The organism is Streptomyces sp. NPDC056296, assembly GCF_042268605.1.
Classification (GTDB): Bacteria; Actinomycetota; Actinomycetes; order Streptomycetales; family Streptomycetaceae; genus Streptomyces.
Genome location: NZ_JBHJRX010000027.1, coordinates 82,279 through 106,281, shown reverse-complemented (window position 1 = coordinate 106,281; position 24,003 = coordinate 82,279). Strand labels below are relative to the sequence as shown.

At 69.7% G+C, this 24,003-nt stretch carries 22 protein-coding genes; 10 read left to right on the top strand and 12 right to left on the bottom strand.

Annotated features, from left to right (window positions below; translation table 11 throughout):
- Positions 1–88: 88 nt before the first annotated feature.
- From ACFCZF_RS21145 to ACFCZF_RS21130, 4 genes are all read right to left on the bottom strand, one after another.
- Complete coding sequence (locus tag ACFCZF_RS21145; RefSeq protein WP_375915681.1) at positions 89–1,585, bottom strand: cryptochrome/photolyase family protein; 1,497 nt, start codon at positions 1,583–1,585, stop codon at positions 89–91.
- Between the two features lie 13 nt (positions 1,586–1,598).
- Positions 1,599–2,972 carry a cryptochrome/photolyase family protein gene (locus tag ACFCZF_RS21140; RefSeq protein ID WP_376672951.1) on the bottom strand — a complete coding sequence of 458 codons (1,374 nt, stop codon included), beginning with the start codon at positions 2,970–2,972 and terminating at the stop codon, positions 1,599–1,601.
- A 37-nt stretch (positions 2,973–3,009) separates the two neighbouring features.
- Entirely contained in the window at positions 3,010–4,581 is a 1,572-nt protein-coding gene (locus ACFCZF_RS21135; protein ID WP_375915675.1) for an SDR family oxidoreductase, read from the bottom strand.
- Positions 4,582–5,463: 882 nt separating this feature from the next.
- Positions 5,464–6,360: an SDR family oxidoreductase gene (locus ACFCZF_RS21130; RefSeq protein ID WP_376672950.1), complete on the bottom strand. Its 897-nt coding sequence runs from the start codon at positions 6,358–6,360 to the stop codon at positions 5,464–5,466.
- Between the two features lie 168 nt (positions 6,361–6,528).
- On the opposite strand from ACFCZF_RS21130, the gene ACFCZF_RS21125 reads away from it, so the two are divergent.
- The 3 genes from ACFCZF_RS21125 to ACFCZF_RS21115 all read left to right on the top strand — a co-directional run bounded on the left by ACFCZF_RS21125 (position 6,529) and on the right by ACFCZF_RS21115 (position 8,115).
- Positions 6,529–7,131, top strand: coding sequence for a DUF4383 domain-containing protein (locus ACFCZF_RS21125; RefSeq protein ID WP_375915669.1), 603 nt, complete (start codon positions 6,529–6,531; stop codon positions 7,129–7,131).
- A gap of 5 nt (positions 7,132–7,136) precedes the next feature.
- Positions 7,137–7,316, top strand: a complete 180-nt coding sequence (locus ACFCZF_RS21120; protein WP_376672949.1) for a DUF6480 family protein — start codon at positions 7,137–7,139, stop codon at positions 7,314–7,316.
- Between the two features lie 106 nt (positions 7,317–7,422).
- Positions 7,423–8,115: a GAF and ANTAR domain-containing protein gene (locus ACFCZF_RS21115; protein WP_376672964.1), complete on the top strand. Its 693-nt coding sequence runs from the start codon at positions 7,423–7,425 to the stop codon at positions 8,113–8,115.
- A 41-nt stretch (positions 8,116–8,156) separates the two neighbouring features.
- On the opposite strand, the gene ACFCZF_RS21110 is transcribed toward ACFCZF_RS21115, so the two are convergent.
- The 5 genes from ACFCZF_RS21110 to ACFCZF_RS21090 all read right to left on the bottom strand — a co-directional run bounded on the left by ACFCZF_RS21110 (position 8,157) and on the right by ACFCZF_RS21090 (position 12,646).
- Positions 8,157–9,227, bottom strand: a complete 1,071-nt coding sequence (locus ACFCZF_RS21110) for an amidohydrolase family protein (protein ID WP_376672948.1) — start codon at positions 9,225–9,227, stop codon at positions 8,157–8,159.
- Between the two features lie 62 nt (positions 9,228–9,289).
- Positions 9,290–10,225 (bottom strand): 3-keto-5-aminohexanoate cleavage protein, encoded by a 936-nt coding sequence (locus ACFCZF_RS21105; protein ID WP_375915660.1) that lies wholly within the window; start codon positions 10,223–10,225, stop codon positions 9,290–9,292.
- 83 nt (positions 10,226–10,308) lie between these two features.
- A complete protein-coding gene (locus tag ACFCZF_RS21100; RefSeq protein WP_376672947.1) occupies positions 10,309–11,271 on the bottom strand; it encodes an amidohydrolase family protein in 963 nt (320 codons plus the stop codon).
- 65 nt (positions 11,272–11,336) lie between these two features.
- Positions 11,337–11,957 (bottom strand): nuclear transport factor 2 family protein, encoded by a 621-nt coding sequence (locus ACFCZF_RS21095; protein WP_375915654.1) that lies wholly within the window; start codon positions 11,955–11,957, stop codon positions 11,337–11,339.
- A gap of 125 nt (positions 11,958–12,082) precedes the next feature.
- A complete protein-coding gene (locus ACFCZF_RS21090; protein ID WP_376672946.1) occupies positions 12,083–12,646 on the bottom strand; it encodes a flavin reductase family protein in 564 nt (187 codons plus the stop codon).
- A gap of 309 nt (positions 12,647–12,955) precedes the next feature.
- Here ACFCZF_RS21090 and ACFCZF_RS21085 point away from each other — a divergent pair, with 309 nt between their 5' ends.
- Positions 12,956–14,164, top strand: coding sequence for an acyl-CoA dehydrogenase family protein (locus ACFCZF_RS21085; RefSeq protein ID WP_375915648.1), 1,209 nt, complete (start codon positions 12,956–12,958; stop codon positions 14,162–14,164).
- A 5-nt stretch (positions 14,165–14,169) separates the two neighbouring features.
- Here ACFCZF_RS21085 and ACFCZF_RS21080 read toward each other — a convergent pair whose 3' ends face one another.
- Positions 14,170–15,510, bottom strand: a complete 1,341-nt coding sequence (locus tag ACFCZF_RS21080; protein ID WP_376672945.1) for a PucR family transcriptional regulator — start codon at positions 15,508–15,510, stop codon at positions 14,170–14,172.
- 111 nt (positions 15,511–15,621) lie between these two features.
- The gene (locus ACFCZF_RS21075) at positions 15,622–16,302 is read right to left on the bottom strand and encodes a GntR family transcriptional regulator (RefSeq protein WP_376672944.1); all 681 of its coding nucleotides are present in this window, start codon (positions 16,300–16,302) and stop codon (positions 15,622–15,624) included.
- A 121-nt stretch (positions 16,303–16,423) separates the two neighbouring features.
- On the opposite strand from ACFCZF_RS21075, the gene ACFCZF_RS21070 reads away from it, so the two are divergent.
- The 6 genes from ACFCZF_RS21070 (at position 16,424) to ACFCZF_RS21045 (ending at position 22,726) form a co-directional block, all read left to right on the top strand.
- Positions 16,424–17,290, top strand: a complete 867-nt coding sequence (locus ACFCZF_RS21070; protein WP_376672943.1) for a fumarylacetoacetate hydrolase family protein — start codon at positions 16,424–16,426, stop codon at positions 17,288–17,290.
- Between the two features lie 41 nt (positions 17,291–17,331).
- Positions 17,332–18,297 carry a VOC family protein gene (locus ACFCZF_RS21065; RefSeq protein ID WP_376672942.1) on the top strand — a complete coding sequence of 322 codons (966 nt, stop codon included), beginning with the start codon at positions 17,332–17,334 and terminating at the stop codon, positions 18,295–18,297.
- Positions 18,298–18,581: 284 nt separating this feature from the next.
- Entirely contained in the window at positions 18,582–19,484 is a 903-nt protein-coding gene (locus ACFCZF_RS21060; RefSeq protein WP_376672941.1) for an oxaloacetate decarboxylase, read from the top strand.
- Positions 19,484–20,737 (top strand): aconitase/3-isopropylmalate dehydratase large subunit family protein, encoded by a 1,254-nt coding sequence (locus ACFCZF_RS21055; RefSeq protein WP_376672940.1) that lies wholly within the window; start codon positions 19,484–19,486, stop codon positions 20,735–20,737. The genes ACFCZF_RS21060 and ACFCZF_RS21055 overlap by 1 nt, the downstream gene beginning before the upstream one ends.
- On the top strand, positions 20,737–21,243 hold the full coding sequence (locus tag ACFCZF_RS21050) for a 3-isopropylmalate dehydratase (RefSeq protein WP_376672939.1): 507 nt from the start codon (positions 20,737–20,739) through the stop codon (positions 21,241–21,243). The genes ACFCZF_RS21055 and ACFCZF_RS21050 overlap by 1 nt, the downstream gene beginning before the upstream one ends.
- A 325-nt stretch (positions 21,244–21,568) precedes the next feature.
- Positions 21,569–22,726 carry a 2-methylaconitate cis-trans isomerase PrpF family protein gene (locus ACFCZF_RS21045; RefSeq protein WP_376672938.1) on the top strand — a complete coding sequence of 386 codons (1,158 nt, stop codon included), beginning with the start codon at positions 21,569–21,571 and terminating at the stop codon, positions 22,724–22,726.
- A 55-nt stretch (positions 22,727–22,781) separates the two neighbouring features.
- Here the strand turns inward: ACFCZF_RS21045 and ACFCZF_RS21040 are convergent, their stop codons facing one another.
- Positions 22,782–23,909 carry a PucR family transcriptional regulator gene (locus ACFCZF_RS21040; RefSeq protein ID WP_376672937.1) on the bottom strand — a complete coding sequence of 376 codons (1,128 nt, stop codon included), beginning with the start codon at positions 23,907–23,909 and terminating at the stop codon, positions 22,782–22,784.
- Positions 23,910–24,003: the final 94 nt, after the last annotated feature.

Sequence of the window (24,003 nt, the reverse complement as noted above, 5' to 3'; positions counted from 1 at the left end):
CGAGTGCCCTGATACGGATGCGCCAATTCCTGCCCGGTGCGGCGCCGGTGCCGGGCGGACTCACCTCAGTGGCCCATCGGCGCGGAGTTCATGGCGGTGTGTCACCCCGCGCGTGCTCCTGCTCGCGCACCTCCGTGAGGTCGCTGAGCCGGTCGAGTTGCCGCAACGGCTGGGCGACGCGCTGGTTGCGGGCCAGCCGCTTCCGGTGCCGGTCGAGGAAGGCCCAGTAGCCGGCGGTGTACGGGCACGCAAGCTCGCCGGTCCGGTCGCCCGGCCGGTAGGCGCAGGGGCCGCACAGGTCGCTCATGCGGCTCACGTAGGCGCCGCCCGACGTGTAGGGCTTGGTCGTCATCCGGCCGCCGTCGGCGTACTGGGACATGCCGACGACGTTGGGGAGCATCACCCAGTCGTAGCCGTCCACGAAGCAGCGGTGGAACCAGTCCGTGACCGCGGCGGGATCCCAGCCGCGCTGAAGGGCGTGACTTCCGAGGATCATCAGCCGGGGGATGTGGTGCGTCCACCCCGTGTCGCGTACCTGCGCCAGAACGGTGTGCAGGCAGTTCGCCCGGACGGCGTCCGCGTCCAGGTCGTTCCACCAGCCGGGAAGCGGGGCGGTGTGCCGAAGCTCGTTGGAGCGCCGGTAGTCCTCACCGAAGTACCAGTACAGCTGCCAGACGTACTCGCGCCAGCCCGCGATCTGCCGCACGAAGCCCTCCACGCTGTTCAGCGGCGCCCGGCCCGCACGCCACGCCTTCTCGGCCTGCTCGACGCACTCGGCGGGGTCGAGCAGGCCGAGGTTCAGGGAGGAGGAGAGCAGGCTGTGGCTCATGACCGGGTCGGCGGCGAGCATGGCGTCCTCGTACGGTCCGAACGTGGCGAGCCGGTGCTCGACGAAGCGTCGCAGCGCCCGTCGCGCCTCCGCGCGGGTCGCGGGGAACAGGCGCGGCCCGTCCCGTCCGACGAAGGAGACGTCCCCGTCGCGCTCCCAGCGGTCGAGGTCGTGGCGGACCTCTTCGTCGATGTCGTCCTCGCGGGGCCGGTAAGGGCGGCCGACCTGGAGGGAGGTGCTGTCGCGGGGCGGGGGCTCGCGGTTGTCGTGGTCGAGGTTCCACCGGCCTGCCGCGGGCTGATCGCCGTCCATGAGCAGGTCGTGTCCGCGACGGACCCAGTGGTAGAAGTCCTCCTGCCGCAGGCGCTTCCCCCCGTGCCCGTCCGCCCAGGTGGCGAAGTCGGCCTTCGGTACGAGGAACCCGCGCGCGGGGCCCACCGTCACCTGGGGGAGGGCCCGCACCAGGCGGAGGGCCGCGTGCGAGGTGGGGTGGTGGACGCCGACCGGGCGCCCACGTGTCGCTCGGTCCAGTCCCTGCCGATAGGTGTCGGCGCGTACGTACGTGAGGCGGTCGCCGAGTTCGGCCGCGCGGTGGCGCATCGCGGACAGTACGAGGTGGGCCTTGGCACGGTGGAACCGGCGCCGCCGGAAGACGGAGCGTGCCTCGATCATGAGGAGGGGCGTGTCGCTCCCGGGTCCCTCTTCGCCCGGGGTGAGGAAGTGGGGACCGAGTTGGTCGCCGAAGAGCCAGTGCACGACGGGTGTCTCCTCAGTCGCGGCCGCGGGCGTGCTTGAAACGTGCGAGCCCGTCGGCGAGGTCGATGAGTGGGGCCGGGTAGTCGAGTCCCTTGCGCTGTTCCGCCGGAAGCCGCCAGGGTTCGTGCACCCTGTTGCCGTCCACATCCGTGAGCTCGGGGACCCAGCGGCGTACGTAGGTGCCGTCCGGGTCGAACCGCTTGGCCTGGATGAGCGGGTTGAGGACGCGGTGGGGGCGTGTATCGGTGCCGGTGCCGGCGACCCACTGCCAGTTGAGCTGGTTGTTGACGATGTCGCCGTCCACGAGGAGGTCCAGGAAGTGCCGGGCGCCGATCCGCCAGTCGACGTACAGCGTCTTGGTCAGGAAGCTCGCCACCAGCAGCCGCGCGCGGTTGTGCATCCAGCCCTCGTGGCGCAGCTGACGCATGGCCGCGTCGACGATCGGATATCCCGTCCGCCCGTCCCGCCATGCGGCGATGTCCTCGGCGGCGTCATCCTCGTCACGCCACTGGTCGTGTCGGGTGCGGTAGTCCTTCGCGGATGCCTCGGGCCGTGCCGCCAGCACCTGGTGGTGGAAGTCCCGCCAGCACACCTGGCGTACGAACGCGTCCGCGCCGGGCCCGCCGTGCCCCCGAGCCCGGTGGACGAGCTCCACCGGGGAGAGCGCACCGAAGTGGAGATAGGGCGACAGCCTGGACGTGGCGTCACCCGCGAGGTCGTCGTGGCGGTCCTCGTACCGGGACAGTCCGGACCGCGACCACCGCGAGAACCGGTCACGGCCGGCTGTCTCCCCTCCGGACGGAAGACCGGGCGAGGTGCCGGGGACCTCCGCGCGGTCGGGCAGCGGCTCGCCACGTACTTCGTCGGGTACGCGCACTGTACGCGGGGCAGGGAGGGGCTTCCGCTGTGACTCCTGGGACCAGCGGCGGAAGTAGGGGGTGAAAACGGCGAAGTGGTCGGAGCCGGAAGGCGTCACCGCTCCCGGAGCGAGGGCCGTGACCACCGTCTCGTGCACGCGCAGTGCCACACCACTGTCGCCGAGTCCGTCGCGCAGCCGCTCCTCACGGCGGTGGGCGTACGCGGTGACGCCCGCGGCCATGTGCACCTCGGTGGCCCCGCACTCGGCGGCGACCGCGCAGACCTCCCGGACCACCGGTCCCGCGCGGACCACGAGCCGGCCACCGCGGCGGCGCAGCGAGGCGTCGAGGTCGCCCAGGCAGTCGGCGAGGAAGGCCCGCCGGTTGGGCGCGTCGAAGCCCGTCGCGTGAATCCCGGTGTCCAGCACGAACAGCGGCACCACCTCGTCCGCCGCCTTCAGCGCCGCGTGCAGCGGCGGATGGTCGTGCAGACGCAGGTCCGAGGTGAACAGGACGACCGCGACGGTCATGGCGTCACTCCTGGCGCAGTGGTGCGTGAACGGGTGCCTAGTGGTCCACACTTCGTCGGGGACGGCGGCGCCGGATGCGCGGGAAGCGCTGATCACTCCTGCGAGCGCTCAGACCCTTGGCGGCGGCCTGCGTGATGTTGCGGGCCATGCCGCCGAAGACGATGGCGTGGAAGGGGGAGACGGACCACCAGTAGGCGTGGCCGAGCAGCCCTCGCGGATGGAACAGAGCGCGCTGCCGATAGCGGGTACGGCCTCCCTCGTCCGTCTCGACGTACATCTCCAGCCATGCCAGTCCCGGCAGCCGCATCTCCGCCCGCAGCCGCAGCAGTCGCACCGGCTCGATCTCCTCCACGCGCCAGAAATCGAGTGAGTCGCCGACCCGCAGGCGCTGCGCGTCGCGTCGCCCTCGGCGCAGGCCGACACCACCGACGAACCGGTCAAGCCAGCCGCGGACGGCCCAGGCCAATGGGAAGGAGTACCAGCCGTTGTCACCGCCGATTCCCTCCACCACCTTCCACAGCGCCTGCGCAGACGCGTCGACGGGCAGCTGCCGCTCGTCCTGGTACAGACTGCCGCCGGCCCAGTCGGGGTCGGTGGGCAGGGGATCGCTGGGAGCTCCCGGTACGGAGGCCGACGACCAGCGAGTGGCGACCTGTGCCTCTCGGACCCGCCGCAAGGCCAGGGCCAGAGCTTCGTCGAACGGTAGGGGACGGCCCGGAGGATCGGAGACGTACTGCGCGATGTCGTGCTCCTGGCAGACGACCTCGTGACGCAACGACTCCGTCAGGGGCCGCGCGATGGAGGCAGGGACGGGCGTCACAAGGCCGACCCAGTGGCTGGACAACCGTGGGGTGAGCACCGGTACCGGGACGATGAGCCGCCGGCGGAGTCCGCTGACGGTCGCGTAGCGGCGCATCATCTCGCGGTAGGTGAGCACGTCGGGCCCGCCGATGTCGAAGGCCCGGTTCACCTCGTCCGGCATGGTGGCGGAGCCGACCAGGTAGCGCAGCACGTCGCGGACCCCGATGGGCTGTGTGCGGGTGTGCACCCAACTGGGGGTCACCATGACGGGCAGCCGCTCGGTCAGATAGCGCAACATCTCGAACGACGCCGAGCCCGAGCCGATGACGACCGCGGCCCGCAGCACGGTGGCGGGTACCGGGGAGTCGAGGAAGACGCGGCCGACCTCCGCGCGTGAACGCAGGTGTGGGGAGAGTGTCCGTTCCGGGATGCCCGGCGGAGTGAGACCACCGAGGTAGACGATCCGTCGGATGCCTGCCGCGTGCGCCTGCTGGGCGAAGACGCGTGCCGCGCGGCGGTCGGTGTCCTCGAAGTCCGCGCCCGACCCGAGGGCGTGCACCAGGTAGTAGGCGACGTCGACACCACGCATGGCCTCGGCGACGGAATCCGGGTCGGTGACGTCTCCCTGGACGCTCTCGACATCGGCCGCCCACGGCTGGTCACGGAGTTTGGCCGGTGTGCGGACCAGACACCGCACTCGATGACCGGCCTCCAGCAGCTCCGGCACCAGGCGTCCGCCGATGTACCCGGACGCGCCGGTCACCAGACAGTGCAGCCGCTCAACGTCCCGCCGCCCGTTCGTCGTCACGGTCCCTTCCTCCCGACTCGTTCCACAGAAGCGTGCCCTCTCGACCGATCATGGGCCCCACAGTGTGACCGCGCCTGTCGCGGCGAGACGGCCCACGACAGCGACGAGGAACCGGGAACCGCCCGGATCCGCCCTGGCCTCGACGAGGGCACCGCGTGATGGCACCGGTGCACGCACGTCCGTCCGCAGCCAGAGCACCGCGGCCGCCGTCATGCCGCTGCTCAGCAAGACCGCCCGCCGTCCGGCCTGCAGGACCGCCGAGAGGGTGCATACACGCCGGTCGGCCTGCCAGGGGCACCGGATGCCCGGGGTGGCCGGGGCGGCGCGGGGTGGCCGGGGTGGCGCGGGGCAACCACCAGCCGTCCTCGCGGCGCTCGCGCCGGCATCATGTCGCTGTCGGCGGCGGTGCCGACCACCGCGGCCGACGGATGGAGCAGGCCCGCCCCGTTCCGTCGGTTCCACGGGAAGTGCCGCCGTACCCGCCGAGCGGGTGAGCCGGATGGTGAGCGACCCGAAAAGCTCGCCCCCGCGCAGGTTCTGCGCCGTGACGCGGTGCGCGGTCGGCGGACGCGGTCACGAGGTCGCTCACGCTCACCCGTACGGACACGTCGGTGGCGCTGCCGCGTTTCACGGGCCGCGCCCGCAGACGCAGACCCGAACTCACCGAGACGCGCCTGTGTCCCCGGGCTCCCGTGCTCGCCGGACGTCCTTGCCATGATCGTGTCGCCGGCCGCACGCGTCGAACGTCTGATCGGTCGCCGCATCGTGCATGAGCGTCTCCTGTCGGAAGACGGTGCGGTTGCGGGCCGCCCGTACCTGGTTGTCACCGACCACTTCACGCTCTCCACGTGCGGCGGATGCACAACCAACGGGAGTCGACCCTCAGTAGGCCGGATCATCGGTGCCGGCTCCCTGGTCGGCGCGACCGCCGGCGCCGAGCAGCCCCGTCGCCGAGAACGGCTCCGCAGCGGTGAGCCGTGGCAGTTCACGCCGCGACAGCCAGGTGACGACGGGCGGCATCGCGGCGCGCACCAGCTGGGTCGAGCGGAGCCAACGGGGCACATACACGGACGCGCGGCGACGCTCGACGGCCGATACCAGGCGCTCCGCCACGTAGGCGGCCGGGAACACCTTGCGCGCCGGTGACGGCATGTGCCCGCGCAGCTCCCGGAGTACCGCGTGCTCGTCCGCGTCGCGCACCATGTCGGTGTCCGTCCAGTTGATGTAGGCGATCCCCACGCCCACCCGCCGGTGGGCGACCTCGGCCCGCAGCGCGTGCGCGAACGACTCCGCTCCCGCCTTCGACGCGCAGTAGGCGCTCATCATCGGTGCCGCACCGATGGACGCGAGTGAGGCCACCTGCAGGAAGTACCCGCGCGTGTCGAACAGGTCGGGCAGGAACGTGCGCGCGGTGACCGCGCTGCCAATGAGGTTCACCTCGATCACGCGGCGCCAGACGGCGGGATCCGACTCGGCGAACGGACCGCCCTCCGCCACTCCGGCGTTGGCGATCACCACCGACGGAGAACCGAGCCGGGCACGGATTTCGGCGCCGACCCGGCTCATGGCGCGGTCGTCGGTGACATCGGCTTCCCAGCATGCGGCGCTCCCCGCCGGCAGCGAATCCTTCACCCGGGCCAGCGTGGTCTCCTCGCGACCCAGCAGCGCCACCGTCGCGCCTCGCTCGACCAGGACCCGTGTCATCGCGGCCCCGAGACCGCGAGCGGCTCCCGTCACGACCGCGACGCGACCACGCAGAGGTTTCCGGGCGACCGGCATGGAAGGTTCCTTTCCGCGGTGGCGCCTGTCCGGCCCACGCTAGACGTCTCCCGGTCGGCGGGCACGCCGGCCGCAGCCCGGCGGTCAGCCGCGCTTCGGCACCGACCGGCACGCAACACGCGAAAACCCGTGCGCATCCATTCCGGGCGCACAGGTCGAAAGGTGGGCATGAAGCTAAGAGACGAACTTCCCGTCGATCATCACCTGGCCACTGTCTACCGCTACGGTGCCGGCTTCTGCGGTCTCGTCCTGCTGGTCTTCGCAGGACTCGGCTTCGCCGACGCGCTGAGCCCGTTCGACACGGCGGGCGACACGATCGCCGGCATGACCACCAACGTCGCGCTCAGCACCATCTCCACCGTCGTCGGTCTGGCGCTGCTCGCCGGAGCGGTGATCGGCGGCAACTTCGCCTCCGTTCTCAACATGACGGTTGGCGCCCTCTTCGTCCTGAGCGGCTTCGCCCACATCTTCGTCCTCGACCGTCCCGCCAACGTCCTCGACTTCGGCATGACCAACGTGATCTTCAGTTTCGTCATGGGACTGATCATCGCCACATTCGGCATGTACGGCCGCGTCTCCAGCAGGCTCTCCCACGACAATCCCTACTGGCAGCGCAGGCATGCCGAGCAGGTGGCGCGGGAGCGTGAGTCGGCCACCGCCCTGCCGGGTGCGGGGCATCAGGCAAAGGCGCTGGCCGCCACGCAGAGTACCGAACGTGCCGATGGGCAGCGAGCGCCGAAGCGACGCTCGCACACAACGGGAAGGCGGTGAGCAGCATGACCGAACCACTTCGTCGGCCCACGGAGACCCCTCCGGTGGAGGGCTCGACGGCGGAGGCCCATGAGGAGCGTCCGGACGGCGGCGTCTGGGAGCACCCGTACATCTGGCTCAGCCTGATCGTCGTCGGATCCGTGATCATCGCCGCGTTCTTCCTGCTGCGCTTCGTCAGTCTGTAGACGCCGACGTCGTGAGCGTTCGGGCCGTACTCTTTGGCCGGGAGAAGACCCTGCGTCAGAGCCGGGTCGGTAGGCTGAGCGCAAGACAGTCAAGGCGGTGGTGACGATGGAGTGGCGCGATTACGCCGCTCAGATGGCCGAGCTCGCGCGGCATCTCTTGGCGCAGGGCTCGACGCAGGAGACGCTGGACGCGATTGCCGCGTCGGCGGTGGATGTGATCGAGGGCTGCGACGCGGCGGGGATCCTCGCGGTGCGCAAGGGCCGGGCGGTGACCTTGGCGGCGTGCGGAGACATGGTCGAGGAATCCGACCGGCTGCAGGGTGAACTGGGTGAGGGGCCGTGCTTCGACCTCGCCCGCCAGGGCAACGACGCCCGCACCTACCGGATCACCGACATGACCGAGCCGCAGCCCGGCTGGCCACGGTACGCGAAGGCGGCGCGCGCGCTCGGATTGGGAAGTATGACCGGCGTGCTCCTCTACACCGACAGGGAGGACTTCGGTGCCCTCAACCTGTACTCCACCCGCCCGAACACCTTCACCGAGGACATGGAGACCGCCGGCTGGTTCCTGGCCTCGCACGCCGCCGTCGCCCTGTCCAGCGCCCGTACCATCGACCAGCTCGAGCACGCGATGGAGACCCGCCACGCCATCGGTGAGGCCATGGGCATCCTCCGGGAACGCCACCAACTCACCGAGGACGACGCCTTCAACGTCCTGCGCAGACTCTCGCAGCACCACAATGTGAAACTGCGCGATGTCGCGCGGCAGATTCGCTCCACACGCCCCGGCGCGAACTGAACGGTTCTCTCATTGGGGTCGCAAAGGGCCTTGAGATCGCATCAGTTGGAAGTGACAGACACTCCCGAGGCCCAGATGCGGCGGATGTTCCGTGTCGCTCGAATGTCCGCGAGTGGGTCGCCGTCGACCAGGATCGCGTCGGCACGCAGCCCTGGGGTCAGGGCGCCACGGTCGGTCAGATTGAACTGCTGGGCTACCAGGTCCGTGGCTGACCGCAACGCGGCAGCCTCGCTGAGCCCGGCTTCGACCAGTAGTTCGAGCTCGCGGTGGATGCTGGAGCCATGGCTGACAGGATTCGGAAGGGGAGCAGGGCCCGAGAACGCGTCGGTGCCGGCCAGGATCGGCACGCCGGCGGCGTGGAGTGCGGTGACGCTGTCCCTGCTGAAGGCGTAGTCCTGTCCGGCTGGAGCAAGGCCCTTGATCACAGCCTCCATCATGGCCAGTGTGGGAACCACGACCTGCTGCTGCTGGACCATCTGCGCGACGATGTCCGTGTCGAGCACGCCGTCGCGTGGTGCATGGGTGATCACGTCGGCGTTGGCCTGGACCGCTCTGCGGTAGGCGTCGACGGAGGACGCGTGTGCCACGGTGAGTCTGCCGCGCGCCTTTCCCGCGGTGACCACGGCGTCGATGGTGGCCTGGCTGAGAAGATCACCCTCGATGACCACCTTGATGTAGTCGGCTCCCTCTGCCACACGCTGGGCGACGAAGTGCTCGGCCTGGCCCGGATTCGACAGGATCGCGTCGTGCGGCATGCCCGGCATGCGGGCATGGTTGCCACCCCCACCGATGGCCGGGGTGCCGGCGCTGCGGATGTCCGGCGTATGTCCGCGGAAGGAGTCGACGCGCTCGGGCGGCCAGCAGGCCATGTCCAGGGCGGTGGTGACGCCGTGGGCGGCGAGCTTGACCAGATCGTCGGGGAAGAGCAGGTGGACGTGTGCGTCGAAGAGCCCCGGGAGCAGGGTGGCGCCGCCACAATCGACGGTCTCCGTGCCGGGCAGGGCGTCGGGAGGAACGATGACGCCACCGTTGAACGCGATGCTCGTGGGCTCAGTCAGCTGGGAGCCGTCGAAGATCCGGACGTTGGTCAGAACGATGTTGCTGGACGGCATGTGCGCTCCGATCTGAGGGGCTGGAAGAAGCGGTGAAAGCGGCGGGCGCTTGGCCGACCGGGTCAGTAGGCGACATCGTCGAGCCCTTTCAGCCCGAGCAGGGTGCGGGCCTCGTCGGGAGTGGCGATCTCGCGCCCGAGTTCGGTGAGGAGCTTCGCCGCCTTGGCGACCTGCTGCGCGTTCGACGTGGCAAGCTCGCCACGGCCTATGTAGAGGCTGTCCTCGAGTCCGACGCGGACGTGGCCGCCGAGCAGAGCGGACTGGGTGGCGAAGGGTATCTGGTGACGTCCCGCGGCGAAGGCGGACAGGTAGTAGTCGTCGCCGAAGAGCCGGTCGGCGACGGTGACCATGTGCTGAAGGTTGTCCGGGTCGGCGCCGATGCCGCCCAGGACGCCGAAGATGCACTGGATCAGAAACGGGGGCTTGGCGAGTCCGCGTTCCGCCATGTGGGCGAGGTTGTACAGGTGTCCGACGTCATAGCACTCGTACTCGAAACGCGTGCCCGCGCCCTCACCCAGTTCCTCCAGCGTGGTGGCTATCTGGGCGAAGGTGTTGGCGAAGATCGCCGATTCGGAGGACCGCAGGTACGGCTGCTCCCAGTCGTGCTTCCAGTCACGGTCCACATCAGCGGCAGGGTGGAGGCCGAAGTTCATCGAACCCATGTTCAGCGAAGCCAGCTCCGGCCGGGCGAGGCGGGCCGCGGCGAGTCGCTCGTCGATCGACATACCGACGCTGCCGCCGGTGGTGATGTTCACGACCGCGTTCGTCTCCGCCTTGATGCGCGGCAGGAACTGCAGGAACACGTTGGGATCCGCCGTGGGCCGGCCCGTGGCCGGGTTACGGGCGTGCAGGTGCACGATTGCCGCGCCGGCGTGTACGGCGGCCACGCTCTGCTCGGCGATCTCCTCGGGGGTGACGGGGAGGTGGGGCGACATACTCGGAGTGTGGGCCGAACCTGTGACGGCGCAGCTGATGATGGCTTTCGCTGATCGCTTCATCGGGTGTCCTCGTATCGGTGACGTACTGCGGGAATGCTGTGGATCGCGGTCGTACGGCATGAGTAGTGCCGCCGGATGTGTGACTAGATACTGAGGCGGGTCAACAGTGCGGCGGCATTACGGGTGGTGAGGGCACGCCAGGTTTCACCGCCCGGTTGGGCGGCGGCGTCGACCGAGGCGATCTGTGCGGCAGCGGCCTCTGCCGGGGTCCAGCAGTAGTCGCTTCCGTAGAGCAGTCTGTCGGTGCCGAACGCCGCGCTCAGCGCGGGTACCTGGTGGGGGAAGGGAGTCCCCGCCATGTCGAACCACAGAGCGCGCAGCTGTTCGGGAACGGTGGGCGTGTCGGGAGCGGAGTCGTGGAAGGCGGCACGGAAGAGTTCCATGCGGTCGGCCAGCAGGGGCAGCGTGCCTCCTCCATGGGTGAACACCCACTGGATGTCCGGGTGGCGGGTGAGGACTCCGTTGAAGACCAGATCGCTGACGGTGCGGGTCGAGTCGAAGATGAATTCCAGCATGGGCCGGGGCCGGTTGACGGATACGGCCTCGTGGCAGCGAGGTGACGTCGGGTGCACGAACACCACTGCCCGGCGTCGGTTCAGCTCCTGCCACAGGGGCTCGAAACGTGCGTCACCGAGGTAACTGCCGTGCGCGTTGCTTTCGATGGTGACGCCGTCACTGTCCAGGACGTCCAGGGCGTAGGCGATTTCGTCCAGCGACGCGTCGACGTCGGGCAGGGGGAGAGAGGCGAAGTGCCCGAATCGTCGCGGGTGTTCGCGAACGACATCGGCGGCGTACTCGTTCACCTCGCGTGACAGGGCGCGCGCCGCCTGGTCGTCGCCGAAGTGGGTGCCGGGTGAGGAGATGGACAGCAACGAGGTGCGGATGCCGGTTCTGTCCATCAAGTCGAGGTGTTCGGTGGCCGACCACTGGGGGTATCCGGGCATGCCGTCGGGATGCGTGTGTCCTGCCGCGGTGGCCGCCTTGACGTAGGACGGCGTGACGAAGTGGGCGTGAACGTCGATGAGTTGCTCGTCGACGGGAATCATGGGCGGTACTCGTTTCTGCGGAGACAGATGGGTCTGCGGAGACAGATGGGCTGGACCCGGTCGGCTCAGCCGCGGAGCCACTTGGCCGCCGAGTCCTCCAGCGCGCGGACGGCATCGGGCCGGTCGTCGCCGTAGAGGTCCTGGGCGACGGTGTAGCCGCGCCGGCCGAGAACGTGGGCGAGCATGCGGTAGGGCGGTCGAAGGTCGGCGATCTCTGCCGGGGCCACGTGCAGAGGGGTGCCGGGGAGACTGGGGGTGAGCGTGTCGCGTTCGTAGACGGGGTCGAGTGCGGTGATCCGCCAGCCGTCGTGCCGGCGCTCGGCGCGGTACAGCAGACGGGTGTAGGAGACGAGGTCGACCTCGACGCCGTCGAGTGCGGTGCGTACCTCGATGCCGGCGGCCATCACAGCCAGGGCCCGGTCGTCGTTGACGTCGACGACGGGCGGGGCGAGGCGGTGGGTGGAGGCGTCGCCGCGTCGGGCCATCTGCTGAGAGGCGGTGACGAAGTCGGGTCCGCTGCCCTGGAACCAGCTGAGGCGGACCGTGCTGTCGTCGGCGAAGCAGCGGCGCATGGCGTCCCACCAGCCGCGGTCCCGAGCCTGGCGTTCGTGCAGGACGAGCTGTGCCACCGCGGTGACGTCCGCGGCAGTCGCCGTCGTTTCGGGCTGAAGGTTCGCGTCAGTCATGGTGGTGTTTCTCCGGGGCGCCGGTGCGGGGAGAGGACATGATCGCAAGCATCCGGGTGGGCCGACCGCTTCCCGATTGCCGGGGGTGCGGCGTGTCGCTCGGCGACAGGTCCGCGGGTGGCGGGTCAGATGTCCCACCAGTCGAAGCGCTGGGTGGGAACATGCCGGTCACGCGTACCGTCCAGACGTGTCAGCCGGCCACGGTGGAACACCAGCGGGCCGTTATGGCCAGGAGCAGCGGCGAGGCGGTTGACGCGGCCCACGACCGCTAGGTGGTCGCCGGCCGGGAAGCTGTCCTCGACGCCGCACTCGATCCAGGCGACCGCCCCGTCCAGACGCGGGGCGCCATTGACGGCCGGATGCCAGGTGCAGCAGGCGAAGCGGTCGGCCGTGCGGCCGGCGAAGCTCGCACACACCGCTTCCTGATGCTCGGACAGCACGTTCACGCAGAAGGCTCCCGCACTCACGAGGGCGGCGGCGCTGGCGGAGTGCAGTCCGCAGTAGAAGACGACGAGAGGCGGATCGAGGGAGACGGACGTGAAGCTGCCGACCGTGACGCCGACCGGACCCTGCGGGGTCGCGGCGGTGACCACACTCACCGCCGTGGGCACCTGGCCCAGCACGGTACGGAAGGTGGCGGTGTCGGGGACCGAGGACTGCGTCGGTGGGGCGGCGGTGGTTGCGGGCACAGCGACCTCCTGATGTGACGGTCCGGAACAACTCGTGGCCGTGGCTCACGAGCCGGGATCGAGGCGGGTTTCCCTCAAGTGAATCCGGTGTGACGGGCCGATGGCATGGGCTGGGCGGCCAAGCGCTCACGGGCTGTTTGCGCCGCGAGCCCAAGCGGCGGCGTGCTTGGGCCGAGGGCGCAATCCGGGGCGGCAACTTTGCGGTCCCGGCGTCAAGACCGCGGCGTGATGGTGGCGTGGAATTCCGGCACGGACGCTTCCTCGTGGAAGAGGCTGCGTCACTCGAGCCGCTGAGTTCCGGAGGTTTCCATGACGACGACCCCAGTGCTTTCCCCTGCCGCCGGCCGGGAAGGTGGAACACCGACCGAGCGGGCCGCCGCCCTGGTGCCTTTGCTGCGTGACAACGCGGGCCGTACGGAAGAGGGCCGCAGGGTGGTGGAGGAGAACATCGAGGCGCTGGCCGACGCCGGCCTCTTCCGGCTCACGGTTCCCCGGCGCTTCGGCGGCCACGAGGCGAACCTCCGTACCTTCCTTCAGGTCGGCTCCGAGCTGGCCCGCGGCTGTGGATCGACCGCCTGGGTGACCACGCTGATCAACGTGAGCAACTGGGTGGTGGGGCTGTTCCCCGAGCAGGCGCAGCAGGAGGTCTGGGGCAGCAACCCCGACGCGCGAACGTGCGGTGTGCTGGCCCCGAGTGCCACCAGCAGGGCTGTGGACGGCGGCCAAGTGGTCACCGGCCGCTGGGGCTTCGCCTCGGGCAGCCTGCACAGTCAGTGGGCGTCACTGGGCATTCCCATCGTCGACGCCTCCGGGCGGCAGATCGACCAGGGGGTGGCGCTCATCCCCACGGACGACCTGACCATCGAGGACACCTGGTACGTCGCGGGCATGCGCGGGACCGGTAGCAACACACTGGTCGCCGACGAGGTCTTCGTGCCCGAGCATCGCATCATGTCGGTGACCCGTGCCGTCCAGGGCGTCTACCCCACCGAGCACAAGGACGAGGCGCTGTACCGGTCGGCCCTGGTACCGGTGCTCGCCCTGGTGCTGGCCGGTCCCCAGGTGGGGCTGGCCAAGGCCGGAATGGAAGTGGTCACCGGATCGCTGGCCAAGGGCAAGGGCATCTCCTACACGTTCTACGAGCGGGCCAGTGAGGCGCCCTCCACGCAGATCCAGCTCGCCGAGGCGGCCCAGCTGATCGACACCGCGGAACTGCACATGCTGCGGGCCGCCGACGACATCGACGCCTGGGCGGCGAAGGGCGAGTGCATGCCGCTCATCGACCGGGCTCGCTCCCGCATGGACACCGGTTATGTGGCGCGGCGTTCGCGTGAGGCTCTCGACATCCTGCTCAGCGTCCAGGGGGCGGGCAGCTTCGCCGAGGGCGGCCCGCTGCAGCGCATCTGGCGGGACCAGGAGACCGGCAGCCGCCACGCGGTGATCAACCCCGCGATCTCGACCGAGCTGTACGGGCGGGCACTGCTGGGCATCGAGGAGCAGGTCACTCCGCTGATCTGACCGGTTCAAGAAGGACGGGAGGCCGAACCATGAGGACCGTCGTGGGCGGGCTTCAGCACGGCGGCGCCCAGGACATGGGCGGCCTCCAGTGCCGCGAAGACCTCGGGGAGCCGGGTGGCGACGTCGTGACCGATCAGTTCCTGGGCCCGCTTGACGCGGTAGGTGACCGTGTTGCGGGCCACGTGCAGCTGCGCTCCGGAGGCGGCCAGGCTGCGCTCGCTGCGCAGGTAGTGGCGCAGGGTCTCCCGCAGCTGCTCCGCGTGCGCGGTGTTCACCGCCAGTCCTGCCAGTTCGTCGTGCACGAAGCGCCGGACAGCGGGCAGGTCGGCGGAGAGCAGACACGCCACGGCGACATCGGCGTAGTACAGGACCGGCTGTGTGCGGGGGTTGAGCCGCATGATCCGGGCGGTTTCCTCGGCCTCCTGGTGGGACTGGCGAAAGCCGGACAGCCCGCTGCGTTCCGATCCGCAGGCGATGCGGATCCCGGGGTATTCATGCGGCTCGACCCGCGCGTCGTCCGGGTCGGCGGGGGAGAGGGCGCCCCAGGCCCAGAGGCTGGTGCGGCCGGTGGGGACGAGGAGCGTGGCCTGGCAGTGGCGAAGGCGCAGAAGGTGTGCGGCGGCCTGCTGCAGGTCGGTGGTGGGGGTGGTGACCTCGGTGTCGTTCCAGAGGATGAGCGCGACGTGCCTGCCGCGCAGGGGGTAGCCGAGGGCGCTGCCGGCGGTTTCCTCCTGTGGCGGCTCACCGCCGAGGATCTGGCGGACGGTCTCCTCGCGGGCGGCTGCTCCGCTGGCGACCCAGCGGTCGTGCTCGGCCAGGTACTCGGTGGTCATGCGGGTGGAGAAGTCCTCCGTGTAGCCGTGCAGGATCTCCGAGACGCGGCGGAACTGCCGGGCGTGCTCGGCGGGCGGGGCGAGTTCCTGGCAGGCGGACATCAGGACGCGGGCCAGTTCCCCGTGGGAGAGCCGGATGCCGCGCAGCACCTTGTCCAGTCCGACGCGGCGGCGGGCGAACTCGCGGTCGCCCAGCAGAGCCTCCTCGGTGGCGCCGGCCTTCGCCGGGGCGTCGGCCAGCAGCAGCAACGCCTGCAGGACGACGGACTCCGTTCCCATCTGCAGGGTGCGGAACTGATCCGCCCCCTCGCCCAGTTCCGGCAGCTCGCTGGTGATGAGCTCGGCCAGTCGGCGGCCGACCTCGACCGCCCAGGCCACGGGCTGCGGACCCAGTTCGTCCGTCGCCTCGGCGATGGTGGGTTCCGAGCTGGCCGGTGGGTGCCCCGGAGGGGGGCCGGCCGGGGTGAGCCGGTAGAGCCAGCCGCCAGGGCTGGTGTCGCGGTGAGCTGTCATGACGCCGTCCTTGCCGTCGTGCCGTCAGCTGGTGCTGTATTCCCGCTCCGTCGTGCCTGCCACCGTCGACAGGTGTTCCGGCGCGGCGTCCGAGTGAACCGCCGGTGTGGCCTACCTGGCGGATACGTCGCCGCCGGCGAGCACGACGCGCAGGGCCTGGGAGGTACGGTCGATGTGCTGGGCCAGTATCCGCGCCGCCGCTTCGCCGTCCTTGGCGAGGACGGCGTCGACCAGGCGCTGATGTTCCCCGGCCACATCGCGGTCGACGTCGTGCCCGATGGGCCACGACCACCGGCGGTACAGCGTGGCGGCGTCCCGCAGCGTGAGCGCGGCGGACAGCAGGCGGCCGTTGTCGCAGGCCTCGAGCAGGGTCTGGTGGAATCGCTCGTGGACGGTGAACCACTCGCCGTTCATCGTGCCGTCCGGCAGCAGAGGCGGAGTGCCGGCCAGGTGGTGGTGGGCGGCGACCACGGCCGCCTCCCACTGAATGCCACCGCGCGACATCGCACGCCGCAGCACCATCGTCTCGATCTCGATCCTGGCCTCGGTGAGTTCGTCGAGGTCGTCCAGGGACACGGTGACGACACTGAACCCCTGCTGGGGCGCGGCGACCACGAGGCCCTGTTCCGACAGACGCGTCAGCGCTTCACGGATGACCGACTGACTCACCGAGAACCGCTGCGCCAGCTCCACCGTCCGCAGCCGCCGTCCGGGTCCGAGCGCCCCTTGGAAGATCTCCTCGCGGATCTGTGCGTAGACCACGCCGGCCCGCGTCGGCTTCTCTCCACTCATGGCCAGGCACCTTAACAGGAAAACGACAGTACCAAAAAATATCGATAATTTATTCCCCTCACGACAATGCCGGGTGGAAACAGCGTCAGGAACACCTGGCACGACCCAATAGGAGACGACCATGCGTGTGGCCAACATCAACGGACGACTGGCACTCAGGGGCACCGACGGCTTCATCGACGTCGCGGCCGCCAGCGAGGGCCGCTTCGGCCCCGACCCCCAGCAGGCCTTCGAGCACTGGGACGACCTCGTCGCCTGGGCCCGGCAGACACTGGCCCGGCCGCAGGAGATCCCGGACGCGGCGCGCATCGGAACGACCGATGGCGCCGTATGGGGACCGCCGGTTCCGCGTCCCGCCCAGGTGTTCGCGGTCGGCCTGAACTACCGCGACCACGTCATCGAGTCAGGGCTGGAGATCCCCCAGGAGCCGGCCGTCTTCACCAAATTCGCCACGTCCCTGACCGGGCACGAGCGCCCGGTCGAACTGCCCGAAGGGCTCGTGGACTGGGAGACGGAGCTCGTCGCCGTCATCGGCCGCCGCTGTCACCGGGCGACCCGGGAGACGGCCTGGTCATACGTGGCCGCACTGACTGTCGGGCAGGACCTCTCGGAGCGCCGACTGCAACTGACCGGACCCGCACCGCAGTTCTCCCTCGGCAAGTCCTACCCCGGTTTCGCCCCGCTCGGCCCGGAACTGGTCAGCACCGACGAGTTCACCGACCCCGACGACCTGGAACTGGGCTGCATGCTCGAAGGCGGCGAGGTCCTCCAGAAGAGCCGTACCTCCGACATGATCTTCGATGTGCCCGAGCTGGTGACCCGCCTGTCGGCGGTGTGTCCGCTGCTGCCCGGGGACCTGATCTTCACCGGCACCCCGGCCGGCGTCGGTGGTGCGCGCAACCCGCAGAAGTTCCTCGCACCCGGTGACGTCCTGGTCACCTGGATCGAGGGCATCGGCACGCTGCGCAACCCGATGCTCGCCTCCTGACGACCCGCACGGAATCACGCCGAACGAAAAGAGCCGCAATCGTGTCACTGCACCGTCTGACCCAGATCGTCATGGGCGTGCCGAACGTCGAACAGACCGCCGCCTACTACATCGACTTCGGTCTCACTCCCGGCGTCGCGCGGCCCTCCGCCGCCACGGAGGCGGCACAGCCGTCGTACGTCCTGTCGACCGTGGACGGCGGTGAGCAACTGCGCGTCGTGTACTCGCCGTTCCGCCGGCTGCTGGAACTCGGCGTGGGCGCGGACCACCCCGACGACCTCGACCGGACCGCCGCAGCCCTGGCGAAGCTGGACGTGCCCGTCGACCGCACTCCCACCACCGTGTCCGCCCTCGACCCCGGCACGCAGGTGCTGGTCCGCGTCGAGCTCGCCCCCCGCCTCGAGCAGACGCCCGCGCCGGCCGCCGTCCACAACGCCCCGGGCGCCGACGCCCGCAGGGAGCAGCGCGCCGCCGGGATCCTGCGCGAGGGGCCGGTCCGTCCGCGCAAGCTGGGGCATGTGGTCCTGGGCTCCACCGACCAGGAAGCCTCGCAGCGGTTCTTCCAGCAGGGCATCGGCTTCAAGGTCAGCGACACCGTCAGGGGCCTGGCCGCGTTCATGCGCTGCTCCACCGACCACCACAACGTTCTCGTCCAGCAGGCACCCGTCGCCTTCCTGCACCACAGCTCCTGGCAGGTCGACGACGTCGACGAGATCGGCCGAGGCGCCACCGCCATGCTGGAAGCCGACCCAGGCCGGCACACCTGGGGCCTGGGCCGCCACCACATCGGCTCCAACTTCTTCTGGTACCTGAAGGATCCGGCCGGGAACTTCTCCGAGTACTACTCCGACCTCGACTGCATCGTCGACGACGCCCTGTGGAAGCCCAGCGTCTTCGAGGAGGACGCCAAGGCCCTCTACGCCTGGGGCCCGCCCCCGCCCCCGTCCTTCCTCGCCCCCGAGGACCTGGCCGCCCTGATGTCCGGCGCCCATGCCCCGGCGCAGTAGGGACCGCCATGCACCCGCGTTCATAGGCATCCCCGCATGACATCCGCCTCGTAGTCGGCCCGGCCGGCTCGCTGCGTGACCCGGCCGGGCCGCGCAGCGAGCCGGGGCTCGACCACCGCCCGCCCCGGGAGCGAGTTCTGGACGACGTCCCCGTGCAGGGGTATTGATATTATAAATTCTAAAACCTAGGTTGGGTCCTGTCTTCACTGAGTCCGCTCGAACACATGCGCCGACTGTTTCCCAGGCGGAGGCACCGGCGTACGGCTGACGAGAACGAGGCAACCATGGACATCGCCCACACCACCCCGGGCGCGCGTCTGCGTCGACTGCTGGACGGCAACGGACTGATCACCGCTCCCGGCGTCTACGACGGACTCGGTGCGCACATGGCCGCTCGCTGCGGCTTCCCCGCCGCGTACCTGACCGGCGCTGGAGTGGCCGTCGGCGGTTTCGGCCTCCCTGACGTCGGGCTCCTCACCGCGGACGAGATGGTCGGCCGTGTCCGCATCGTCGCCGGAGCCCTGGGCGCGGTACCGCTCATCGCCGATGCCGACACCGGCTACGGCGGGCCCCTGCAGGTGGTCCGCACCATGAGGGCGTACGAGCAGGCGGGGGTCGCCGCCATTCAACTGGAAGACCAGGCGTTCCCGAAGAAGTGTGGCCACCTGCCAGGCAAAGAGGTCGTCCCGGCCGCGGAGTTCGAGGCCAAGCTTCGTGCCGCGCTCGACGCCCGCTGCGACCCCGACACCGTGGTGATCGCCCGCACCGACGCACGCGGGCCGGTCGGCCTGGCCGAGGCGGTCGAGCGTGCCAACCGTTACGCCGCTGCCGGAGCCGACGTCGTCTTCGTCGAGGCCCCGCAGAGCCCGGAGGAGATCGAGGAGATCGCCGTCCGCGTCGAGGCCCCGCTGCTGATCAACATGGTTCAGGGCGGCCTGACGCCGGACACCGCCTCGGACAGGCTGGCGGAGCTCGGCTACCGGATCGCCATCCACCCCGGCGTCCTGCTCGGATCCTTCGTACTCGCCGGATTGCAGTCACTTCAGCGCCTCGGCGGCACTCCTCCCACCGACCTCGCGCCCGGTCCTCAGGGCCTGTTCGAGTTGGTTGGTCTGCGGGAGTGGGCAGCGCTGGGCGAGCGTTACCGCACCGGCGCTGAGAGCCCGGCGGTCGAGGAGGACGCCTGATGGGTATGACGATGATCGAGAAGATCCTGGCCCGCAAGGCCGGCCGGTCGCAGGTGACGCCTGGTGAGACCGTGGTCTGTGACGTCGACATGACGGTGATGATCGATCTGCAGTTCGCCTCCGCGTGGGTGCAGCCGCTGCGCATCAACGACCCCGAGAAGGTCGCGGTCATCATGGATCACGCCGTGCCCGCGCCGAACGTCCACGACGCGCTGGGCGGCACCCGCGCCCGGGCGTTCGCCCGCGACTTCGGGATCGGCAAGTTCTACGACGTCGGCCGGCACGGCATCTGCCACCAGGTGATCGCCGAGAACGCCCTCGCCCGCCCCGGTGAGATGCTGGCCTGCACCGACTCGCACACCTGCGCCGCAGGCGCCTTCAACAACGCCGCCCGCGGCCTCGGCCCCGCCGAAGTCTTCGCGATCCTGTGCACCGGGCAGACCTGGATCCAGGTCTGCCCAACCATCCGCTACGAGTTCACCGGCAGCAAGCCCGCCGCCGTCTTTGGCAAGGACGTCTTCCTGCACATCGCCGGCACCTGGGGCGACGCCACCAACCACGGTCTCGAGTTCGGCGGCCCCGGTCTCGCCTCCCTCCCGATGAGCGACCGGCGCACCATCGCCACTCAGGGGGCGGAGGTCTCCGCCGACTACTCCACCTTCCCCGTCGACGACCTGGTCCGCGGATTCCTCGCCGAGCGCGGTGTCACCCCGGACTCGTATCAGGCAGCCGATCCCGATCCGGACGCCGCCTATGCCGCGGTACGCACCGTCGACTTGTCGCGACTGGAGCCGTACGTCGCCCGGCCGGGGACGGTGAGCGACAACGCCGTTCCGATATCGGCGATCGAGCGGCGTCCGGTGGACCAGTGCTTCATCGGCTCCTGCGCGAACGGGCAACTGGAGGACCTCGAAGTCGCCGCCTCGATCGTCCGGGGCCGCAGGGTCGCTCCCGGCGTCCGGCTCCTGGTCACCCCCGCCTCACAGTCCGTGTACCAGGAAGCGATGCGGGCCGGCTACCTCCAGGATCTGGCCGACGCCGGAGCGGTGGTGACCAACTCCACCTGCGGTGCCTGCTTCGGATACCACATGGGGCTGCTTGCCCCCGGCGAGGTCTGCCTGACCTCGTCGACCCGGAACTTCCCCGGCCGTATGGGCAGTCCGGAGGCCGAGATCTGCATGGCTTCCCCGGCCACCGTCGCCGCCTCCGCGGTGGCCGGCCATGTCACCGATCCGCGAGGAGCGCTCACCTGATGGTCACACGGATCAGCGGGCGAGCCTGGGTGGTGGGTGACTCCGTCACCACCGACGCCTTGTACCCGGCGTTCGCCATGAAGTTGCCCGTTGCGGAAGCGGCCCGGCACGTCCTCTACGAGCTGCGCCCCGGTTGGACCGAGCAGGTCGAGCCCGGCGACATCCTGATCGCCGGACGCAATTTCGGGCTGGGCTCCTCACGGCCCGTCGCCGTGCTCCTGCGCGAGCTCGGCATTGCCGCGCTCGCGGCGGACGAGTTCAACTCCCTGTTCCTGCGCAACTGCGTCAACCACGGCCTGCCTGCCCTGACCGTCCCCGGAGTCAGAGGCGCGTTCGCCGATGGTGATATCGCCCGGCTCGATGTCGAGGCGAGCTGGATCGAGAACGCCACCACCGGCGATCGTCTGACTGCGGGAGCCCTTCCGCCGCTGGTTCTGGACATCCTCGAGGCCGGCGGCATCCTTCCCAAGCTCGTCCGCGAGGGGTATCTCCCCAACGATGTCTGAACGGCCGGCCCGTGCATTCACGGTGTGTCCACCACCCTCTGCGACGACGCGTGCCTCGTCGGGGTCGACGGCCGCTCTGCGCTTGTCGGCCTCGGGTCGGGTCAACGCGTGCCGCGTCGTCGCGTGCACCGCCGCAGAACCTGGCCGCAGGCTTCACGTCGAGCACAGCGCCGCTAGTGCCGGGCGGCTCGTCGCTTCCCGTACGCGCGAACGGGGCCGCAGTCGTGCGCACGTGTCTGTCCCAGCACTCGCTGACTGTCGTCGGTGTCCCGTTCCCGCCGGCCGCAGGATGCCCCTGAACCCGTGACTCCGGAGGATCCGAACCATGGCTCATCCCGATCAGCAAGCGATCCGCTGCGTGCTGATGCGCGCCGGTACCAGCAAGGGACTGTTCTTCGTCGAGAGCGACCTGCCCTCCCCGGGCCCGGAACGGGACCGGGTACTCAAACGCCTCATGGGCACCCCGGACGTGCTTCAGGTCGACGGCTTGGGCGGCTCTCGGCCCATCACGTCCAAAGTCGCGATCATCGCCCGCTCCGACCGTCCCGGCGCGGACATCGACTACACCTTCGCCCAGGTCGGCATCGAAACCGACGAAGTCAGCTACAACGGCAACTGCGGCAACATCTCCAGCGGAGTAGGTCCCTTCGCGATCGACGAGGGCTTGGTGCCCGCCGTCGAGGGAGTCACGAAAGTGCGCATTCACAACACCAACACCGGTAAGCGCATCATCGCCCACGTCCCCGTCCGCGCCGGCAAGGCGCTGGCCACCGGCGACTTCGTTCTGCCGGGTGTGCCGGGCAGCGGCGCGGAGATCGTCATGGACTGGTCCTCCACCGTCGGCGCGAAGACCGGTCGGCTGTTGCCCACCGGCACGCCTGTGGACACCGTAGTACTGGAGGACGGCCGACGACTCACAGTCACCCTGTGCGACGCGGGTAACCCCGTGGTCTGGGTCCGAGCCTCCGATCTCGGACTTACCGGAAGTGAGACGGCTGAGGCGATCGGCGCCACGACCGTGCAGGAGGAACTGCGTGAAATCCGCGGCAAAGCCACTGCCCTCCTGCTGCCCGGCTACGACTGGCGCGGCGTCGACGACCCAGGCGGACGCGGGCTCCCACTGATCGGCCTGGTCTCGCCCGCGGGCGACTACCGCACCCTGAGCGGTGCCACCGTCGAAGGGGCGGAAATGGACCTGCGCGTTCACCTGGTCTTCATGGGCCGCCTCCACGAAAGTATCGCCGGCACTGCCTCCGTCTCTCTGGCGGCGGCCTCTCGCATCACGGGCAGCCTCGTCGCCGAGGTCGCCGGCCATCTCGTCCCGGACACGCTGCTCATCGGCCACCCGTCGGGAATCACCCCGGTCCGGGTCAAGGCCCGCCCTGCGAACGAAAGGCTCCACGTCCACTTCGATCTGCTCGGTTTCAGCCGCACCGCCCGCCGTCTGATGGAGGGCGCCGCCTACTACCCTTCCGGCGGCTGATACTTCTCTGAGCCCTGCGCATCCGGGCTTCCGCCCAAGGGAGCGGGAGATCGGATCAGTCGAGGGAACGGCGCTGATGGCCGGCGATGCGCAGGTGCTGCAGAGCCCACCAGACAGCGACCATGTCGTCGACGCGGTCGAGCCTGAGAGCGCTGGTCTCCTCGAACCGTCTGATCCTGTACCGCATGGTGTTCGGGTGCAGATGCAGGGCATCTGCGGCGGCCTTGGCGTTCATGTCATGTGTGAGGTATGCGGCGAGTGTCTGCTGATAGAGCGGTCGGTGCTGGTCGGAGAACGCCCCGAAACACCGCTCGGTCACGAAAGCGCCCATTTCCCTTTCTGCCATGACGGCCGCCTGGACAGGCACATCGGTGATGGAGACGAGGCCCGTCAGCTCGAAAGCCTGCGCGACGGTGAAAGCGGTCGTGGCCTGGGTGAAGGACACGGGGGCGGCGGACAGCGGCAGCATCGTTCCTATGGCGATCAAGTCGCCGACGTGTACCTGCGGGGGACGCGCCTGCAGTCCCGCCAGACCGCCTTCGTAGCTCTCTACGAAGCCTGTCTGGGCAAGCCGGCGGCGGCTACCGGAATCGTTGGCCGCTGTCCGGAAGGCGAAATAGGTCCCCTGGGGGTCGAGCCCGTGCTCGGCGGCGGCGGCTTGAAGGTCCCCCGCCCCGATGGTTCCGGAAAAGAGGCCGTGGAGAAATGCGGCCCGTTTCTCCTGCCGGTCGTGGATCAGCTCCAGCTCGGTCTTTCGGTGTTCTTCGCTTGCGATGCTCAAAGCGTCGATCACCCAGGCCCACTGCCGTGACAACAGCTCGTACATGGTCTCGGCCCCGATGCGGTGCCGGTCGGCCAGCATCCGGGAGCGTTCCATCACGAGGACGGCGATTCGGCGGAACCCGTACACCATGGCGTGCAGGGGCACGCCCTGCCGTGCCCTCAGTGCTCCCAGGTCCGCGAGGACCCTGCGCTCCTCGGTGTCGATGTCGCGCCTTTCGCGGAGGGCGGCGAATGCGGCACCGACCGCTGCGCGGGTCAGGTCGCCCATCTCGAGGTCGGCGAATTCCGTCTTTTCGGCAACGACCGCGTTCTGGCCTTCCCTGGCGAGCTGGTCGAGCTCTGCTTCCAGTGCTCGCAGGAAAACACCCACCCGCTTCTGTTCCGCTTCGTCTGCCTGCACAAGAGCACCCTACCTGCCCGCAATGCGATCAACTCTTTTTGTTTCGCGGAACAAAATTCTTTGGTGAGGTGCCCGTAGCTCCGCCGGTGCGGGC

What these genes read in the sequence shown, in the direction of transcription:
- ACFCZF_RS21140 (WP_376672951.1), bottom strand. Translation starts at nt 2,972, where the DNA reads ATGACCGTCGCGGTCGTCCTGTTCACCTCGGACCTGCGTCTGCACGAC.
- ACFCZF_RS21130 (WP_376672950.1), bottom strand. Translation starts at nt 6,360, where the DNA reads ATGCCGGTCGCCCGGAAACCTCTGCGTGGTCGCGTCGCGGTCGTGACG.
- ACFCZF_RS21125 (WP_375915669.1), top strand. Translation starts at nt 6,529, where the DNA reads ATGAAGCTAAGAGACGAACTTCCCGTCGATCATCACCTGGCCACTGTC.
- ACFCZF_RS21120 (WP_376672949.1), top strand. Translation starts at nt 7,137, where the DNA reads ATGACCGAACCACTTCGTCGGCCCACGGAGACCCCTCCGGTGGAGGGC.
- ACFCZF_RS21115 (WP_376672964.1), top strand. Translation starts at nt 7,423, where the DNA reads ATGGAGTGGCGCGATTACGCCGCTCAGATGGCCGAGCTCGCGCGGCAT.
- ACFCZF_RS21110 (WP_376672948.1), bottom strand. Translation starts at nt 9,227, where the DNA reads ATGCCGTCCAGCAACATCGTTCTGACCAACGTCCGGATCTTCGACGGC.
- ACFCZF_RS21105 (WP_375915660.1), bottom strand. Translation starts at nt 10,225, where the DNA reads ATGAAGCGATCAGCGAAAGCCATCATCAGCTGCGCCGTCACAGGTTCG.
- ACFCZF_RS21100 (WP_376672947.1), bottom strand. Translation starts at nt 11,271, where the DNA reads ATGATTCCCGTCGACGAGCAACTCATCGACGTTCACGCCCACTTCGTC.
- ACFCZF_RS21095 (WP_375915654.1), bottom strand. Translation starts at nt 11,957, where the DNA reads ATGACTGACGCGAACCTTCAGCCCGAAACGACGGCGACTGCCGCGGAC.
- ACFCZF_RS21085 (WP_375915648.1), top strand. Translation starts at nt 12,956, where the DNA reads ATGACGACGACCCCAGTGCTTTCCCCTGCCGCCGGCCGGGAAGGTGGA.
- ACFCZF_RS21080 (WP_376672945.1), bottom strand. Translation starts at nt 15,510, where the DNA reads ATGACAGCTCACCGCGACACCAGCCCTGGCGGCTGGCTCTACCGGCTC.
- ACFCZF_RS21075 (WP_376672944.1), bottom strand. Translation starts at nt 16,302, where the DNA reads ATGAGTGGAGAGAAGCCGACGCGGGCCGGCGTGGTCTACGCACAGATC.
- ACFCZF_RS21070 (WP_376672943.1), top strand. Translation starts at nt 16,424, where the DNA reads ATGCGTGTGGCCAACATCAACGGACGACTGGCACTCAGGGGCACCGAC.
- ACFCZF_RS21060 (WP_376672941.1), top strand. Translation starts at nt 18,582, where the DNA reads ATGGACATCGCCCACACCACCCCGGGCGCGCGTCTGCGTCGACTGCTG.
- ACFCZF_RS21055 (WP_376672940.1), top strand. Translation starts at nt 19,484, where the DNA reads ATGGGTATGACGATGATCGAGAAGATCCTGGCCCGCAAGGCCGGCCGG.
- ACFCZF_RS21050 (WP_376672939.1), top strand. Translation starts at nt 20,737, where the DNA reads ATGGTCACACGGATCAGCGGGCGAGCCTGGGTGGTGGGTGACTCCGTC.
- ACFCZF_RS21045 (WP_376672938.1), top strand. Translation starts at nt 21,569, where the DNA reads ATGGCTCATCCCGATCAGCAAGCGATCCGCTGCGTGCTGATGCGCGCC.